Consider the following 17,277-nt stretch of genomic DNA (forward strand, 5'->3'; position numbering starts at 1 on the left):
GCGAAGGATTCTGCGCGGCCACTCGCGAAGCCCTTGACTTATTTGGAGCGGTGGCTACCTTTGCCTAGTAGGAAGGAATCCCTAGCTCAACTGTCAGATCAAGTACTAGCTATTACATTTAAACCGGCAAGATGACGGTAAATACGCTCCCCTTTCCCTCCTCACTACTAACATGAATTTCGCCTTTCAGACGGCCGACAGCATCTTTAACAATATACAACCCGAGACCGGATCCTTTTATCGAACCCACATTTTTGGCGCGAAAGAAAGTCTGGAATAAGTCCGGAAGATCGGCTTCAGGGATGCCGATTCCTTGGTCTGTTATCTTTAGCATTAGCCGGGAGTTGCTCAAGGTAATATCAACCTGAATGATACTATTCTCTGGAGAATATTTTAAGGCATTGCCAACAAGATTATCGATGATTATCTTACTCAAATCTTTATCCATAAAAATGGATTGATCGTCAGGTCCTGATGAGGTTATCTGCAGCGTATGTTTTTGGCCTAGCACCTGAAAAACATCGTTAACTTGATTTTTGATTGTTCCGAATGGAATCGGTACCGGTTTAAAAGAAACTTTATTTGCATCAACCTTTCCGAGGTATAATACATCGTCGATTAAACGATCAAGGCAAGCAAGATTCATCTTGATTGAAGCTATCTTCTCAGAGATTTGATTGCTATCCAGCCTGTCGATGTTTCGGCTAAGGACATCGGCAATTAAGGAAATAGCAAACACAGGTGTTCTAAACTCATGGGAAACAACAGACACAAAGGTATTCTTTAACTTCGCTAAATCCCGTTCAACCTCAAGGGCATCGCGCAATTGGTTAGCCTGATCGTCAATGACGCGATATGAACGATCAAGATATTCATTTGATGCGCGCAATTCCATTATTGTCGCTTGCAGCTCATCATTAACCTTAAGAAGCTCTCCATTTTTGATCTCTAATTCCAGGGCTTGCTTTTCAATTGTTTCTTTAGACAGCAAGATCTGTGTTTCAAGCTCTTTCAATAGCGATACATCTGCAACATGAATAATAATCCCCAACACCTCTCCGCTAACCACGTGGGGGAAATATTTTGCCAGCGAGTGTCGGGTTCCCTTTTTATTGGGCAACGGTATCTCCCGTTCAAACATTTGGTCTGCTCCTCGAAGGGCCCCGAGAATATAGGGTAGATTTTTTTCAAACAGAGCCTCACCCAATAAGTCTGGCAAGGTCATTTTATTAACCATTAATTCCTTTGTTACACCAAACCACGTCAGATAGGCATCATTTGCGTATCTGCACACCAGGTCCCGATCCCAGTAAGCGAGCATCGCATCAACTTTATTTGCAACAAGATTTGCAAAAGTGTAAGTCATTTCATGCATGATAATGAACATTAGCAGCTTTAGACGGTTCAAACCGTGAGCTGTAACTAATATACGAATTAACGAACTGATATATTCAGACACATGCGTCAAAAGCAAATCAGTTTCAAAGAAAATGATTTACGAAATGTAAATAATTTCCCCCTGCAACACGCTAGACCCATACCCCTTCCATTATCTTCCATGATCGCTTTACCGTTAGACAAATTTGATTTTCAACAACGTCTGCCTTAATCTGAATCAGCGGCCGTCTCTTCTCTGATCTCTTCTCAGTTTCCAAAATTTCTTTTACCCATCTCAACTCTTCCTACAGGCAAATCAACATAAACGGCGTCCACCGCACCCGCACAGATCCAGACCCGAAAGCAGACTAATTGGCACACCACTTTTTTTTCAAAAACCATAAACACATTCTCTCCTAATCTTTGTACCTTAAGGTGCACATCGTTCATGTTGCAACAGGCGTGGTTCCAGCAACCCGTTATTTTAAAACAAAGATAAAGTCCCGTCCCCTTGTGAATATGGACAAAAAAACCAAAGTACTCATCGCCGACGATCATGGCCTCATGCGGCAGGGGCTCATCTCCCTGCTGAAAGACGAGACCGACATCGACATTGTCGGCACCGTCGAAAGCGGCGAGAGCGCCGTCAACCTGGCCAAAGAGAAATCGCCCGACGTCATCCTCATGGACATTGTGATGCGCGGCATGACCGGCATCGAAGCCACACGGTGGATCAAGGAACAGAACCCAAAAATCAAAATCATCCTCATCTCCAGCGAAGTCAGCAAAGACTTCATCACCCTGGGCATAAAGTCGGGCATCGACGGATACCTGCCAAAGGATTCAGACAAGGAAACGTTGTTGCAGGCCATCCACAAGGTCATGCAGGGCGAACGCCACTTCAGCGCCGAAATCACCGCACTGGTGTTCGAAGACTTCTACCTCAAGGAAAAAGTCGGCAAAGGCCTCCCCACAAAAAAAGCCAGCGAGCTGTCCAAACGCGAAGAAGAAGTGCTGGTGCTCATCGCCGAAGGAAAAACATTAAAGCAAATCGCCGAAATGCTCTTCATCAGCGTCAAGACCGTAGAAACCCACAAAATGCACATCCAGGACAAACTGGGCCTCAACAACACGGCGCAACTCGTCATGTATGCCATCGAGCACGACCTCATTGCCGTCAACAAAAAAAAAACATAGCCATCCTTTTTTCCGCCTCAGGAAAACCCTGATGGCCCGCAACGCAGTTCCTGATTTTTCAGAATCGGCACCCACCTGACGCATCGCGCACAGGCAATACCCACCTTTACCTCATCAAAAACAACAACAACATGATGAGCACTTCCACAGACAAACCCACCGTCGACCACGCGCTGCAATCGGTCCATACCCTGTCGGGGCTCGAACTGGTAAAAGCCAAAGATGCCATTGAACAATTCATCTACAGTTGCTCGCACACGCTGCGGTCGCCGCTAAAGTCCATTGCGGGCCTGGTGAACATACTAAAGTCAGAACAAGGCAATCCCGAAATAGACCCGGCCATTTTTCTGAGCTCCATCGAAAAAACCGTATCGAAAATGGAATCGGTACTCAACGAGCTGGAGCAGTTCCTCACCAACTCGCGGCAGTCGCTCACCATGCACGCCGTGGATGCCAAAACCATTCTCGACGACGTGTTGCACGAGTGTCGCGATGCCATCCAAACAGCCAACGTTCGGGTCACCACCAGCATCAAACAGCCCGTAGCGCTCTGCACAGACGGCAACCGCTTGCATGTCATGCTGGCCCACGTCATTTCCAACGCCATTCAGTTTCGCGATACCGCAAAGGCGCGCGCCGAAATACACGTGAACATAAAGGTCATGGCTTCGGTTTGCCTGATCCGCGTTCGCGACAATGGTGTTGGCATGACCGACGCCGTTTTGCCCCACATCTACGAACTTTTCTACCGCGGCTCGGTCCAGTCGGCCGGGGCAGGTGTGGGCTTGTATGTGGTAAAAGAAATCCTGAACAAAATCGGGGGCATCATCACCGTGCGTTCAGAAGTGGGCGTTGGCTCAGCCTTTTTAATCTCCGTGCCAAACCTGGTGCCATGAAAACGCTGTTGCTCATGGCAGGGTGTGTGGTTGGCATCACACACATGGCTTTCTCCCAACACGTGGTGGCCGGGCCCGTGGGCGAGAGCACCATTGCCGGAGTGCAAGTTGGTGCGTCTGTTTCCTACCTGAGCAAACGCGAATTCAGCCTCGGTGTGTTCTTCGTAAAGAGCGCAAGCCGTTCCGACGCATGGTCAACCCCCCATGTGGTTTTTTATGGCGTGCACACGGCCGTGCCGTTAATGCGCACATCAAAAATTGTTTTCAGTGGCACCTTCCGTGCGGGCTTGTCCAACCAGCAGTTCGTGGTGGTGGTGCCCGGTGCCGAAACCCGGCTCATGACAAACCGGCGCGTGCAGCTGGTGTCGTCGGTGGCATGGCGCTATGGCCACGCGGCGCTGGGCGCTGCACTCCTCCTCAAACTTTAGAATGGCATCACCTCATCACTATGAAAACGTTAACCCCGCTCCTCGTCTTGTGCGCCGCCGTGTTTGCCTGCGAGCACGAACCCGACCAGCTTTTCGAAACCTTTGTCATCAGGGCCGGCGATCACTACGCCACAGGCCGCCATGCCGAATCCTTGCAGTGGAACGTGCTGCGCTTCGAGGCAAGCTTTGACCAAACCGCCATCTATCAGTTCGACGACGCCGGCTTCCAGGATTCCAAAAACAAACTCATGGGGTTTTCCGATTGCAATTCGCTCCATCACCAAAACAGCGCCCGGTTTGCCTGGCAGTGGTATCACGATCAACTCGAAATCTACGCCTATTGCTACGTCAACGGCCAGCGTCAGGAAGCCTTCATGGGCGTGGTGCAGCCGGGCGAAATCCAGCGCTATGAAATCGAAATCACCAACCATGACTATGTGTTCAGGTTCAGCGACAAAGAAGTGCACATCGCGCGGGGTTCCACCTGCTCGGTGGGTGTCTATCAACTGCTGTGGCCCTACTTTGGCGGCCAGATGCCCGCACCCCACGATGTGTCTATCCGGATCAGAAGATTTTAACACACAACCGCTGTCAGGAAATCCCTGATCGCTAAGACCCCACCTGATTTTTCAAATTCCGAATCACGCTGATGCCTCGCGCCACGGTTCGTCACACCTTTGATGTATCAAACAAACCAAACATGAAAACCACCAAAAACCCCGGAAAATCTTTGACAATAGTCTTCTCGATTTTCCTCGCAATGATCACCGTAAACGTGATGGCGCAGTATAACGGAACCGGTTTTACCCGCCCGCGACGCCCCTACTATTTTGGCTACGAAATCGGCGTGGGCGTGCAGCACCAGATGTTGCACGAAGCCATGCAAAGCAAAGATCAAATGTGTGCCATCAGCGGCGGCCTCACACTAGGTGTCAAGCTGGCCAACCGGCGCGCAGCCCTCCGCCCGCACGTGGGCATATATTATGCCGGCGGCTCGGGCACGTATTCGCTCGATGTGCTCGAGGCAGGCACCACGGGGCAGCTATACTTTCTGCGCCTGGGCCAAATCAAAAATCACGGTCTGGAGCCCTATGCCCTGGCGTCAGTGTTCTATCAGCGCACAGCCTTTTGTGCTGCAGAATCGTCCACAACACAAACCAACTACAGCGTGAGCAACGAATCGAAGCTGGGCGCCGTGCGTTGGGCCAATGGTTCCGTGGGGCTGGGCGTGGAATATCAGTTGGAAAACGACGACTATCAATTCCTTCACTTCTTCCTGGAGGCTCGCTATGGCATGCCGTTCATGGTCACCGGCTCCAACCAGGACTTCACAAAAACCTCGGCCAATAACCTCATCAACGTCGCCTTCGGCGTCGCCCTGGGCAAAATTCGCTAACCCTGAACAACATCAACACCGGTTTATGAAAATCAATATGAGCACCACAGGCAGCGCCCCACACACCGAGCACTTTTTCGACCTCCACAAATTCATGCGGCTAACAGACCAGAACGACCAGATCATGTTCGAAACGTGCGAGGCCTTTGTAACCTACACACCCGCCATGGTGCAGGAACTGCGGCACGAAGCAGAACGATGCGACCCCGAAGGCTTGCGAAAAGCACTGCACAAACTCAAGTCCTCCACGGCCATGTTTGCCGTAGAGGGCCTCACCGTCGAAATGAGTGGGCTCGACAAGTGCGACTTCATGGACACCGAGGTGTTAAAACACAGGATCTGCCTGATTGTCGGCCATGTGGAGCGCCTGGTCATGGAAGTCCGGATGTTCCTCATGAGCATGACCATCACAGCGTCCAAAAAATTCTGACGACCATGACCATGAGCACCCTCGCCGGAAACCTTTCTCCCGAGCAGCGGCGGCTGCACGCCCTGCGCCAGGTCGGCATACTCGACACCGCACCCGAGCAGGACTACACAGACATTGTGGAACTTGCATCGCAGCTTTGCGACGTACCCATCGCGTTGGTGAGCTTTGTAGACGAAACACGGCAATGGTTCAAAGCACGCATCGGGCTGGAACTAACCGAAACGTCGCGCGACGTTTCGTTCTGTGCACACACCATTTTAAACAACGGCATCATGATCGTGCCCGACGCCACACAAGACGCGCGCTTCGCGCAAAACCCGGTGGTGGCCGGTGTGCCCGGCATCCGGTTCTATGCCGGTGTGCCCTTGCTCAGCACCGCAGGCTATGCGCTGGGCACACTCTGCATCGTCGACACAAAACCACGCGAGCTTTCCGCAAAGCAGATCGCCGGCCTCAACGGGCTGGCACGCATGGTCATGAACCTGCTGGCCCTGCGCACCCGCGTGGTGGAACTCGACGATCAGAAGGTTCTGCTCGAGCGCCAGAACCAGCAACTCCACATCATGAACCAGGAACTGCTCGCCACCGAAGAAGAAATCAGAAGCAACCTCGACCAGATCCAGGATTTGCAGGCACACCTCGAGCAAAAGGAAAGACAGTATCACGACCTTGTGGAAAACGCCACCGACCTCATCTATGAGCTCGACGCAAAGGGCATATTTGTTTTTGCCAACGCCGTCATGGAGGGCGTGTCGGGCTATACAAAAGACGAACTGTTGCAGATGCCCTATTGGGACCTGATCCACCCCGACCATCGCCAACGCGTTGTCGAATTCTACCGGCGTCAACGCAAAACGCAGGTCGAACATACCTACCTCGAATTTGTGTTGCAGTCGCGCAACGGCGATGAAATTTGGATCGGGCAAAACGTGCGCATGTTATATCAACCCAACGGCTTTGTCTATCGGGTAAGCGCCATCTCGCGAAACATCACCGCCCTCAAGCAAACCGAACAAAACCTCAAGCAAGCCAAAGAACGGGCCGAAGAAGCCACGCTGGCCAAGAGCGAATTTTTGTCGCGCATGAGCCACGAAATACGCACCCCCATGAATGCCATCATCGGCTTCACCAACCTGTTGCTCAACGGCGCGCTAAACGACGAGCAGCGCGAGCAACTGGAGTTGCTACAGTTTTCAGGCAAAAACCTGCTCACCATCATCAACGACATTCTCGACTTCAGCAAAATCGAAGCGGGCAAACTCACGCTAGAGCACACCGACTTCAACCTGCAGCACCTCATGCTCAACACCAAGCGCATGCTCGAACACCAGGCGGCCAAAAAGAACATCGGCTTTCAGTTTTTCTACGACGACACCTCTCTGCCCCAGCATGTGCGGGGCGATGCCGTGCGCCTGGCACAGGTGGTAACAAACCTCGCCGGCAACGCCATCAAATTCACCCACGCGGGCCACGTGCAGCTGGCCGTGGCCGATGCGGGCCTCGAAAATGGCAAACATAAAATACTGATCGAAGTGCACGACACCGGCATCGGCATCGCCCTCGGCAAAGTAGATTCCATTTTCAAAAGTTTTGTGCAGGCCGACACAGACACCACGCGCAAATATGGCGGCACAGGCCTGGGCTTGTCCATTGCAAAAATGCTGGTAAACATGATGGGCAGCGACATTCGCGTCACAAGCGTGCCGGGTGTGGGCTCATCGTTTTGTTTCACCCTGCTGCTCGACCCTGCCGCTTCGGGCGCTTCAGAGCCAACACCCGTAGCCCCCGCGTTGCAAACCCTGGAACCGCTCTCGCTGCGATTGCTGCTGGTAGAAGACAACCCCATCAATCAATTGATCGCATCCTCATTCTTGAGAGGATGGGGCATAGAGGTCGATCTGGCCAACAACGGCCAGGAGGCTGTAGAACGCGTGCTGCAACGCGGCTACCAGATGGTGTTAATGGATTTGCAGATGCCGGTCATGGACGGCTATGAGGCCACACAGAAAATACGGGCCATGGCCGACCCCTATTTCAAAACCATCCCCATCCTCGCCCTCACCGCCTCCGCCATGTTGGGCATGCGCGACAAGGCGATGAACGTGGGCATGAATGATTTCATCACCAAACCTTTTTCACCCGAAGATCTCTATCACAAAATCGTGCAACATGCCCAGGGTGGGCGCACTACAAGGTCTGCAACAGCGTTTGAATAGACGCCAGCATCACATCGGTGTTGCAGGGTTTTTTCAGAAAGCCGGCGGCACCCAGCTGCAGGCTTTTGTCTTCATTTTCCGGGGTGGCATTCGCAGAGAACACCAGCACCGGAATGGCCTTCAGCGCCGGGTCGGCCTTCACCGCCTGCAGCAGCGCAAACCCATCCATCCGGGGCATGCGCAGGTCCGTAATGATCAGGTCGGGCCGGTAGTCCAGCAAGGCGCGAAGGGCTTCGTCGCCATTCAACGCCGTAACCACGGCATAGCCCTCCATCAACAACAGCTCTTTCAGATTCTCGAGCACATCGGGCGTGTCATCAATCAACAATATCTTGTGCATCATGTTCCGAGGGGTAAAATCACCGTAAACAAAGTGCCGTCACCGGCACGGCTGCTAACCTGAATGTTTCCTTGCAAAAGATCAACCGCTTTCTTCACGATCGATAACCCAAGGCCCGTGCCCTGAATGGAGCCTACGTTAGACCCCCGATAAAAAGCCGTGAAAAGATTGCGCTGGTCCTCTTCCGAAATGCCGATGCCCCGATCGGCCACCTCAATCTTCAGGTGATACGACAGGGTTGAAATTTTCAGAAGCACCGTGTTGGCATGCGGCGAAAACTTCATGGCATTGGTCAGCAAGTTGATCACGATGTTGCGCAGCAGTTTTTCGTCCGAGCGGAAATCGCGCACGGTGCAGTTCATGTCCAGCGTCACGGTGTGGGTAGAATCTCTTTCGGAAAACTCCTGCAAAATCTGGCCAAAGAAATCTTCAATCACCACGGTGGCAAGGTGCGCCTCAATTTTGCCGGCGTCGGCTTTTCCAATAACCAGCAGGTCGTCCAGCAAAAACGTCATCTGCGTCACTTGCTTTTCAATGGCATCGAGCTTTCCGGCAAACGCTTCGGGTGTGAGCTTTTGAGCGTGTTTGCGCAGGAAGCCACTCACCAGTGCAATCGACGAAAGGGGGGTTCTGAACTCGTGCGAGGCGGTGCTCACAAACTTGCTTTTCAAATCCACCAGCTCTTTTTCCTTCAGCAACGCCTCATTCAATTCCTGCGTGCGCTCCCGAACCTTGCTCTCCAGGTTTTGGCGATATTCAATCAATTCGGTAATGTTCTGCCCCACCATAAGCGTTCCCACCGTTTCCTGGAGCGAATTTCTGCGGGGCGTGGCGTTCAGCAGGATAATCAGCGTGCGGTGTCCCTTGGTCACCATGTGCATCTCAATATTGCTCACCGGATGGTTCTCCACCACATTGCCAATCAGGCCTTCAAATGTGTCGCGCTGCTGCCCGGCCACAAACTGAATCAACTTCTTGCCAAACACTTCGTTTTTCGAAAAGCCGGTAAGCTGCGCCGTCACGTTGTTCCATTCGTTCACATAGCCATTGCGATCGGTCCCAAAAATGGGTGTGTTGGCATGCGTAATCAGGTCAGACAGTTCGCGGGCAATGGCGGTAATGCTGCGTTCAAATTCCTTCTGGTCGGTCACATCCTGCAGCGCGCCAATCATCCGCACAGGCTTCTCGCGCTGGTAAATCACATAGGCCCTGTCCAGCACATGCTTGTAGGTCCCGTCGGCGCAACGGTGTCGGTATTGGGCAATCCAATGCGTTTGCCCTTCGGCAAACGCGGTTTCAATGCCTTCCGACACGCGATTATAGTCATCGGCATGAATCTTTTCTTTCCTCCAGGTTGCCGTTCCGTCAACGCGTTTGTGTTTATATCCAAAAATGGTTTCCAGTCCATGATTCCAGATCACCCGGTCGCGCAAAAGATCCCAGTCCCAGATGGCGTCGTTGGTAGCCTTGGAAAGAATGTCATATCGCTCGTTAAACTCACGCAGGGCGTCTTCAATAATTTTCCGTTCCGTAATGTCTTGTGTAATCCCAACAAGCACATCCTCATCGTTGCCGGGCGACAGGTCCGCCTTGTGGTGCACCCAGCGCACCGCCCCATCCGGTCGCACAATGCGGTGCTCTGTTTCAAATGGCTTTTTTTCCCGCAAAGAATGGTCAAACAATTCAAGCACGGCGGCGGCATCGTCGGGATGGACGAGCGGTGCGAGAATGTTTTTTGCATAGCGCCCTGTTTTTTCATGCAGTCCATAGATGGCCAGCATTTCTTTCGAATAATAAGTATCCTCCGTTTGTGGATTGCGGATCCAGTGACCAATATTGGCCACGGCATACGAGCGCTCCAGCAGATTTTGCTTTTGCCGCATTTCAAGCTCCACCTGTTTGCGCGCCGTAATGTCAGAGATAAAAATCTCGCGCCGAAGGCGCACGCCTTCGCCATCCCTCATCTGGTAATATTGCGCATGCATCCACTTCACGTCATGGCCGGGCACAACAATGCGATACTCGGCCTCGGCAAAGTCGTCAATGCCAACTTGCTCCAGGGCCCCCGCATGGCGCCACCGGTCGGCCGGATGAATCGAGGCCTGCCATATTTGCGGATCGTCCAGAAACGTTTTTGCCGACTGCCCGATCAGCTTCTCGATAGACCGGCTCACATAGTGCTCACCCTGGCCTGTCAAATCAACAGACCACGCCAGGTTGCCGGTCAACTCCAGGATGCGATTGAGCTGTTCGTCTTTTTGAAGCGCAATGGTTTTGTTCGCCTGTTCCAATTGCAAATTCAACTCCACAAGCTGCTCGTTGATGGCCTGATACTCCTCGTTCGACGATCGCAGTTCTTCGTTAAGCGAGGCCACCTCGTTGTTGTTTTCTTTCCATTGGTGCGACACACGCGCAAGCTCATCCAAGATCTTCCGGCGCTGCATGTCGCGTCTGTTCAGAAGCCTCACGGCATAGGCAATCGCCAGAATAAACACCGTCATGATGCTGGTCACCAGGGCCGTCACACCAAATTCGGTAGAGAAAAGCCGCACACGATGCGTCCACAAACGCAGATATCCCAACGCAACCGGCAGAACAATCGCAAACGGCAACATGAAACGCGTCAGAAAGCCTCCTTCATATTCGCTGGTAAATTCGTTCATCCAGCCACGGCGCGGCTGGGCAAAAAGCAACGCCACCGACAGCAGCATAAAACAAGCCGCCGTGTGCACCGCCATCGGAAAGAACGGCCATGTCCCATCAAACTCCGGAACGTGATAGAGATAGCCCAGCATCGGAAACCAGGTGAGTAGGAAAACCAGCACGGCAAGAGATTGAAACCAGTAGCTTCGCTTGCGCAACAGCATCGCCGTGCCGATCAACACAAAATTCAGACCCGCGCTGGGTGCCATGGCGTTGGGGCCGTGCTGTAGCGCATCCGTGGCCACATGGCCTTTAAAGAGCAGCGTGTCCACCAGAAGCGAATGGTTTGCAAACGAAGCGAGCTTCATCGTCCCCAGCGCAATCACCGCCAGCGAAGAAAGATTTCTCAATCGCCTCTGCCACGGCGTTTTACTGAACTGTAAATAAATCGCTATCGACGCCAGCAGAAGCCCCGACGCCGTCATGGGGTTCATCGCCATCAGGTTCTTGACCGGCCGTTTCAAAACATCAACATCCAGCAACCAGCCGGCCAACACGGCACACGCCACAACGCCCACCAGCATGGACATTGCGCGAGAGAGAATGGTGTAGCGAAGTGTTGTCATCTTTTTTTTGTGTTCACCGCAAACCTGCAAACGTCTAGGAGCCGTCCTCAAAAACGCAACGGCAGCAACACCCTGAAGCGCGTGCCTTCGCCCAGGGTGCTGTGCAGCGTGATGCTTCCGCTCAGAATCTCGACGGCTTTTTTCACGATAGACAATCCCAGGCCCGTGCCTTCAATATTGCCCACATTGCTTCCCCGCTGAAAGGCCGTGAAAAGATTTTTCTGGTCTTCTTCCGAAATGCCAATGCCCCGGTCACTCACCTCCATCATCAGCTGGGTTCGGGTGTTTGACACACGCAGGATAACGGCGTCGGCACCGGGCGAAAATTTTATGGCATTCGTCAGCAGGTTGATCAGAATATTGCGCAGCAGTTTTTCGTCCGTCTCAAAATCGGCCATCGTGCAGTCAATGGTCAAGGCAATCTCGTGGGTATTGTTCATTTCCTGAACCTCACGCGCCGTGTGCCTGAAGAAATCCTCCACGCGAATGAAAGCAAGGTGCGTCTGTATTTTTCCAGCCTCCGACTTGCCGATCATGAGAATGTCGTCCAGCAGATAGGTCATGTGGTTCACTTGTTTTTCGATGGTGTCAAGTTTCTGAGCAAAGGTTTCGGACGTGAGTTTCTGGTGATGCTTCCGCAAAAAACCCGACACCAGCGCTATCGTAGACAGCGGCGTCCGAAACTCATGCGAGGCAATCGAAACAAATTTGCTCTTCAGATCCACCAGTTCCTTCTCCTTGCCCAGGGCCTCATTCAATTCTCGGGTGCGTTCCGCCACCTTCTCTTCCAGGTTTTGGCGGTAGGCAATCAGTTCCGTAATATTTTGACCCACCATCAGCACGCCGTCAATTTCCTGCTGCGCATTTTTGCGCGGAGTGGCGTTCAACAAAATAATCTGCTCATCGCCGGTGCGCGAAAGCATGGGCACTTGCAGGTTGCTGACCGGCACATGGGCCGCAACCTGTGCGAGAATCTGTCGCACAATCTTGTGGTCGCCTGCCGGAACAAATTCGGTCAGATTTTTCCGCATCACATCCTCGCGCGTGAAGCCTGTAAATTGCGCCGTCACATTGTTCCATTCGTTAATGTTGCCGTGCAGGTCGGTTCCGAAAATGGGCGTGTTCGCATTTTCGATAAGGTCCGAAAGTTCGCGGGCAATGGCCGTGATGCTGCGTTCGTGTTCTTTCCGGTCGGTAATGTCCTGCAAGGCGCCGATCATCCGCACGGGCACATCTTCCTTATAGAGAATGTAGGCACGGTTCAACACATCTCTGTAGGTGCCGTCGGCACAGAGCAGCCTGAACTCCGAGGTCCAGTTGTTATGGCGTTCGCTGAAGCCAAATTGAACGGCAACCTGCACGCGCGCATAGTCGTCGGGGTGGATGCGGGCCCGCCACCATTGTTCCACCGAACGGATCTCGCGTTCAGAATACCCAAAGATGGTCTCGATGCCGTGGTTCCACGTTTCAACATCCTGTTCCATGTCCCAGTCCCAAATGGCGTCGTTGGTGGCTTTGTCCAGAATTTCATAGCGCTCGTTATATTGCACCATGGCTTCCTCAAGAGCTTTGCGGTCGGTAATGTCCGACGAAATGATGCTCACATACTTCACGGCGTCGTGAATAACGATGGGTTCAAAGCGCAGCTCGTGCACCTCCTGCCCTTGCGCCGTCGCCACGGGCATCTCCATGGCCAACACCTCGCCGGCCCGGGCCCGCTCAAACAGATCGCGCACCGGCAAACGATCTTTCAAAAGCATGATCTCCCACACGGGCTGCCCCGCCATGGGTTTCTTGCCGGTCAGCTGCACAACCAGTTTTTCGAGCGCCGCATTAAACATCACAACGCTTCCGGCGGCATCCACCAGCAGAATCTCCTCGCGCGTGCTCCGGAAAATAATGTCAATATTTTCCTGGTACTGCCGAAGAATATCTTCCTGCTGTTTCAATTGTGTGATGTCGCGGCTAACACCAATCACACCGCTCACCTGGCCGGCTTCATCGCGAAGGGGAACTTTGGTGGTCAGTAGCGTTCGCCTGCCGAGTTCGTGACTGTAGAACGTCTCTTCTTTGTTCACCAGCGGCCGGTTAGTTGCAATCACCTGCCGGTCGTCCACCAGAAACGACTCGGCATCTGGCCCGAAATAGTCGACCAGCGATTTTCCCAGCGAATCCTGTTCCGACGCAGCGCCCAGCAGTTCCAGGTTTGCCTGGTTGTTCAGCAAATGGCGCAGGTCCAGATCTTTGATGTAGATATAGTCTGGAATGTTGTCGATGAGGGTTCGCAGCAGGTTGCGCTCCTGCGCCAACGCCATTTCCGCTTTCTTAATGGCCGTAACATCCGACGCCACGCCCACCCTGCGCACGGCAACCCCGTTGCCGTCGCGCTCCACCTGAAAGCGTTCATTCATCCATTGCACACGACCATCGCGGGTCACGATGCGATAGGTGCAGTGGGCCACATCGCACTGGTCCAGTTGCTGAAGGCAGGCCGTTTTCAGCGACACGTCGTCGGGATGAGCAAAGGTGAACCACTGCGAAAAGTCGGCAAGGATGTCGGCCAGCGCAATGCCCGTCAGCGTTTCCGCCGAACGGCTGATGTAACTGTTTTTCCCCGACGTGAGGTCCATCGCCCAGATCACATCATTCGACGAATCCAGCACGCGATTCAGCTGTTCGTCTTTCTGAAGAATAATGGTCTCCGATTGTTGTTGAATAAGATAGGTGGCTTCCGTCAGCTTGTCGTTAATGGTCGACAGTTCTTCATTGGCGGCTTGCAGCTCTTCGTTCGACGCCAGCAACGCTTTGTTGGTGCGCTGCAATTCTGCCGTGCGGTCCGACACGGTCTGTTCAAGATTGCGCCTGATTTCTTCCAGCGAAATGTTGCGCTGCTCCAGTTTGTTCACCAGGTCGGAGCTGTATTGGTGCATCACCTCAAAAGAGGTGTCGGTGCGCACCTGCATGCGCGGCGTGGCCACGGGATTTTCAAGCAGATTTTTTACCGACAAAATCAGCGAACGGATCGGCGCCGGTTTTCGCACAAACAAATCGGCGCCCATCTCCGACGCAATTTTTTCTTCACTCACCGACGTGTAGGTGGCCGTGTAGATAATGATCGGAATGTGGGCGAGCTTGGGATGGTTCCTGACCTTGTAGCACAGGTAGTAGCCATCAATGTTGGGCATGAGAATGTCGGTAATAATGAGGTCGATGGCGTGATGCAACAACACGTCCATAGCCTCTTGCCCGTCGCTGGCGGTCTTGATGCTATAGCCCTCTGCCGAAAACGCGGCGTCGAGAAGTTTAAGCGTGAGGCTGGTGTCGTCTACGAGAAGCAAGGTGAAAGGCATCATGCGAAGCAGCTTACAGGTAGGGTGTGATTTGCGCCTTGAACTTGCGCGTGTCAATGGGTTTGGTAATGTAGCCGTCGCATCCCGCAGCAAACATTTTTTCCTGGTCGCCTTTCATGGCAAACGCCGTGAGGGCGATTATCTTTATTTCTTTGGTGCGGGTGTCGGCTTTCAGCTTGCGCGTCAGTTGCAACCCGTCCATGCCGGGAAGCGCAACATCCATGAGGATGAGATTGGGCAGGATATACTCCAGCACCGCCAGCGCATTTTCGGCATCCATGCAACGCAGCACCGTAAAGCCTTCAATTTCGAGCACATCGCTGGCGAGTCGCAGATTCACAACATTGTCGTCAACGATCATTATGGTTTGTTGAGGTGTCATCGTTTGCTTGTGATTAATGTTGGTTTACCGATATCGGGAGCGTTATCCAAAACGTGCTGCCCACACCCAGCGTGCTCTCCACCCCCATTTCGCCTCCATGCAATTCCACGATATTTTTTGTGAGCACCAGGCCTAGCCCCGAGCCCTCGTGCAGCCGTGCCATGCCCGAGTCCAGTTGCACAAAGGGTATGAAGAGCTTCTTCATGTTTTCTTTCGAAATGCCAATGCCTGTGTCTTCCACCCGAATGGTGAAGGTGCTCGGGCCGCGCGGTTCCGTTATCAAATGCACCGCACCACCCACGGCCTTGTTGTATTTGATGGCATTGGACAGAATGTTGTAGAGAATTTGTCTGAATTTGTTTTTGTCGAGCTGCACCTCGTCGATGTCGCGCGACAACGCCCACGAGAGTTCCACATTCTTCTTGGCCGCCAGTGGTTCAAGGGTGTGCAGCACACCTTCGGTCACTTCCATCACCGAAAAATTCTCGACGGCCAGTTCGGTTTTGCCCGATTCTATTTTAGCGAGGTCCAGCACGTTGTTGATCAGTTGCAGCAGGTGCGAGCCGCTATCGTGAATGTCTTTCAGATATTCCAGCTGCCGAACATTCAGCGTCCCTACCTTTTGATCGATCAGGAGTTCTGAAAAACCCAGCACGGCATTGAGGGGTGTGCGCAGCTCGTGCGACATGTTGGCCAGAAACTCGCTTTTCAGTTTGTTGGCTTCAAGCAATTTTCGTTCAGAGATATCGATGATGGACGCCAGCACCATGTTGCCTTCTGGCGACTCAATAGGGTTGAGACCGATCTCCACCGGAAACTCGCTGCCGTCTTTGCGCAGGGCAAACAGATCGCGACCACCCCCCATGGGCCGGGCCTGGGGTTTGTTAAAGAACGCCGTGCGATAGTGGGGATGCATGCTGCGAAAGCGCGACGGTATGAGCGACTCCACTTCCTTGCCCAGCAGCTCTTCGCGCGAATAGCCAAACAGCTTTTCCGTCTCGCTGTTCACCAGCGAAATGTTTCCCTCGTTGTTGATGAGCACGATGGCGTTGGGAGCAGATTCAACAACCAGCCTGAACCGGGCTTCGGCCTTTTTGCGCTCGGTGATGTCAACAATGGTGGCCAGCACCATCATGCCTTCGGGTGTTTCGGTGGGGTTCAACCCAATTTCCACGGGAAATTCGGTCCCGTTCTTCCGGCGCGCAAACAATTCGCGCCCCGCGCCCATGGCACGCTCTTTAGGGGCCGAAAAAAAATGCGCGCGGTTGTGCGGATGCTTCCCCTTAAAGCGATCGGGAATGAGCATCTCCACAGGCTGATTAATGAGTTCGTGGCGCGCATACCCAAAGAGCTTTTCGGCCTGGCCGTTCACCAGCGTAATCATTCCCTCGCGGTTCATCGACAGCATGGCGTTGGGGGCAGACTCCACGGCCCGCTCGCCTTCGGTTTGTTCGCGCGAGATTTTCACAAACCCCACCACGGTGCCGGCGTTGTCGTGCAACGCCGTGATCACATCGCTGGCCCAAAGCGTTTTCATGTTTTTGCCAACACGCCAGCCTTCGTTTATCACCCTGCCCTGGCGGCGTGCTTCGTCGAGGAGCGATTCCGGGAGTTTCGAAATCTGGTCGTCGGCCATGTAGAACATGCGGTAGTGCTCGCCCAGCACATCCGCCGCCGTATAGCCTTTAATTTTTTCTGCGCCTTTGTTCCAGCTCCGGATGTTGCCGTTTTTGTCGAGCAGAAAAATGGCGTAGTCTTCCACTTCCGCCAACAGTGCGAACTCCGATTCAGGGAAGACATTCTTGCTTGCGAGGATTTCCATAACGTTGTTATTCTTGTTCCGCCTGAAACCACAAAGAATCCGGGTTGCGGGTCAAATCCCGATGCCGGGTAAAAATAAAAAGCCCATCATTCAACCATAACAAGGTTAAACTATTGGGCTCGATTGAAGGTAAACAATCGAGGGGCCACCCACAAGAGAAAGTTGGGCAAAGTT

13 protein-coding genes are annotated in these 17,277 nt (G+C 53.0%); 7 read left to right on the forward strand and 6 right to left on the reverse strand.

From position 1 onward, the window contains the following. Window positions 1-118: 118 nt before the first annotated feature. Window positions 119-1,387, reverse strand: coding sequence for a sensor histidine kinase (locus JI741_RS31555; RefSeq protein ID WP_202016463.1), 1,269 nt, complete (start codon window positions 1,385-1,387; stop codon window positions 119-121). Between the two features lie 509 nt (window positions 1,388-1,896). Between JI741_RS31555 and JI741_RS31560 the strand changes: the two genes are divergently transcribed. The 7 genes from JI741_RS31560 to JI741_RS31590 all read left to right on the forward strand — a co-directional run bounded on the left by JI741_RS31560 (window position 1,897) and on the right by JI741_RS31590 (window position 7,940). Next, the gene (locus JI741_RS31560) at window positions 1,897-2,574 is read left to right on the forward strand and encodes a response regulator transcription factor (RefSeq protein ID WP_202016465.1); all 678 of its coding nucleotides are present in this window, start codon (window positions 1,897-1,899) and stop codon (window positions 2,572-2,574) included. A gap of 131 nt (window positions 2,575-2,705) precedes the next feature. Further along, on the forward strand, window positions 2,706-3,470 hold the full coding sequence (locus JI741_RS31565; protein ID WP_202016467.1) for a sensor histidine kinase: 765 nt from the start codon (window positions 2,706-2,708) through the stop codon (window positions 3,468-3,470). Next, window positions 3,467-3,898, forward strand: a complete 432-nt coding sequence (locus tag JI741_RS31570; protein WP_202016469.1) for a hypothetical protein — start codon at window positions 3,467-3,469, stop codon at window positions 3,896-3,898. Before JI741_RS31565 ends, JI741_RS31570 begins: the two co-directional genes overlap by 4 nt. 20 nt (window positions 3,899-3,918) lie before the next feature. Then, a complete protein-coding gene (locus tag JI741_RS31575) occupies window positions 3,919-4,476 on the forward strand; it encodes a hypothetical protein (RefSeq protein ID WP_202016471.1) in 558 nt (185 codons plus the stop codon). Window positions 4,477-4,598: 122 nt separating this feature from the next. Further along, window positions 4,599-5,294, forward strand: a complete 696-nt coding sequence (locus tag JI741_RS31580; protein WP_202016473.1) for a hypothetical protein — start codon at window positions 4,599-4,601, stop codon at window positions 5,292-5,294. A 25-nt stretch (window positions 5,295-5,319) separates the two neighbouring features. Continuing rightward, the gene (locus tag JI741_RS31585) at window positions 5,320-5,724 is read left to right on the forward strand and encodes a hypothetical protein (RefSeq protein ID WP_202016475.1); all 405 of its coding nucleotides are present in this window, start codon (window positions 5,320-5,322) and stop codon (window positions 5,722-5,724) included. A gap of 5 nt (window positions 5,725-5,729) precedes the next feature. Further along, on the forward strand, window positions 5,730-7,940 hold the full coding sequence (locus JI741_RS31590; RefSeq protein WP_202016477.1) for a response regulator: 2,211 nt from the start codon (window positions 5,730-5,732) through the stop codon (window positions 7,938-7,940). On the opposite strand, the gene JI741_RS31595 is transcribed toward JI741_RS31590, so the two are convergent. The 5 genes from JI741_RS31595 to JI741_RS31615 are packed head-to-tail and all read right to left on the reverse strand — an operon-like array spanning window position 7,912 to window position 17,103. Next, window positions 7,912-8,283, reverse strand: a complete 372-nt coding sequence (locus JI741_RS31595; protein ID WP_202016479.1) for a response regulator — start codon at window positions 8,281-8,283, stop codon at window positions 7,912-7,914. The two genes, JI741_RS31590 and JI741_RS31595, sit on opposite strands and share 29 nt — an antisense overlap. Next, window positions 8,280-11,549 carry a PAS domain S-box protein gene (locus JI741_RS31600; RefSeq protein WP_202016481.1) on the reverse strand — a complete coding sequence of 1,090 codons (3,270 nt, stop codon included), beginning with the start codon at window positions 11,547-11,549 and terminating at the stop codon, window positions 8,280-8,282. Before JI741_RS31600 ends, JI741_RS31595 begins: the two co-directional genes overlap by 4 nt. 47 nt (window positions 11,550-11,596) lie before the next feature. Beyond that, on the reverse strand, window positions 11,597-14,902 hold the full coding sequence (locus JI741_RS31605; RefSeq protein WP_202016483.1) for a PAS domain S-box protein: 3,306 nt from the start codon (window positions 14,900-14,902) through the stop codon (window positions 11,597-11,599). 10 nt (window positions 14,903-14,912) lie between these two features. Beyond that, complete coding sequence (locus JI741_RS31610; protein WP_202016486.1) at window positions 14,913-15,281, reverse strand: response regulator; 369 nt, start codon at window positions 15,279-15,281, stop codon at window positions 14,913-14,915. A gap of 13 nt (window positions 15,282-15,294) precedes the next feature. Continuing rightward, window positions 15,295-17,103 carry a PAS domain S-box protein gene (locus JI741_RS31615; protein WP_202016488.1) on the reverse strand — a complete coding sequence of 603 codons (1,809 nt, stop codon included), beginning with the start codon at window positions 17,101-17,103 and terminating at the stop codon, window positions 15,295-15,297. Window positions 17,104-17,277 lie beyond the last annotated feature (174 nt).

The organism is Chryseolinea lacunae (assembly GCF_016735595.1).
GTDB classification, from domain to species: Bacteria; Bacteroidota; Bacteroidia; order Cytophagales; family Cyclobacteriaceae; genus Chryseolinea; species Chryseolinea lacunae.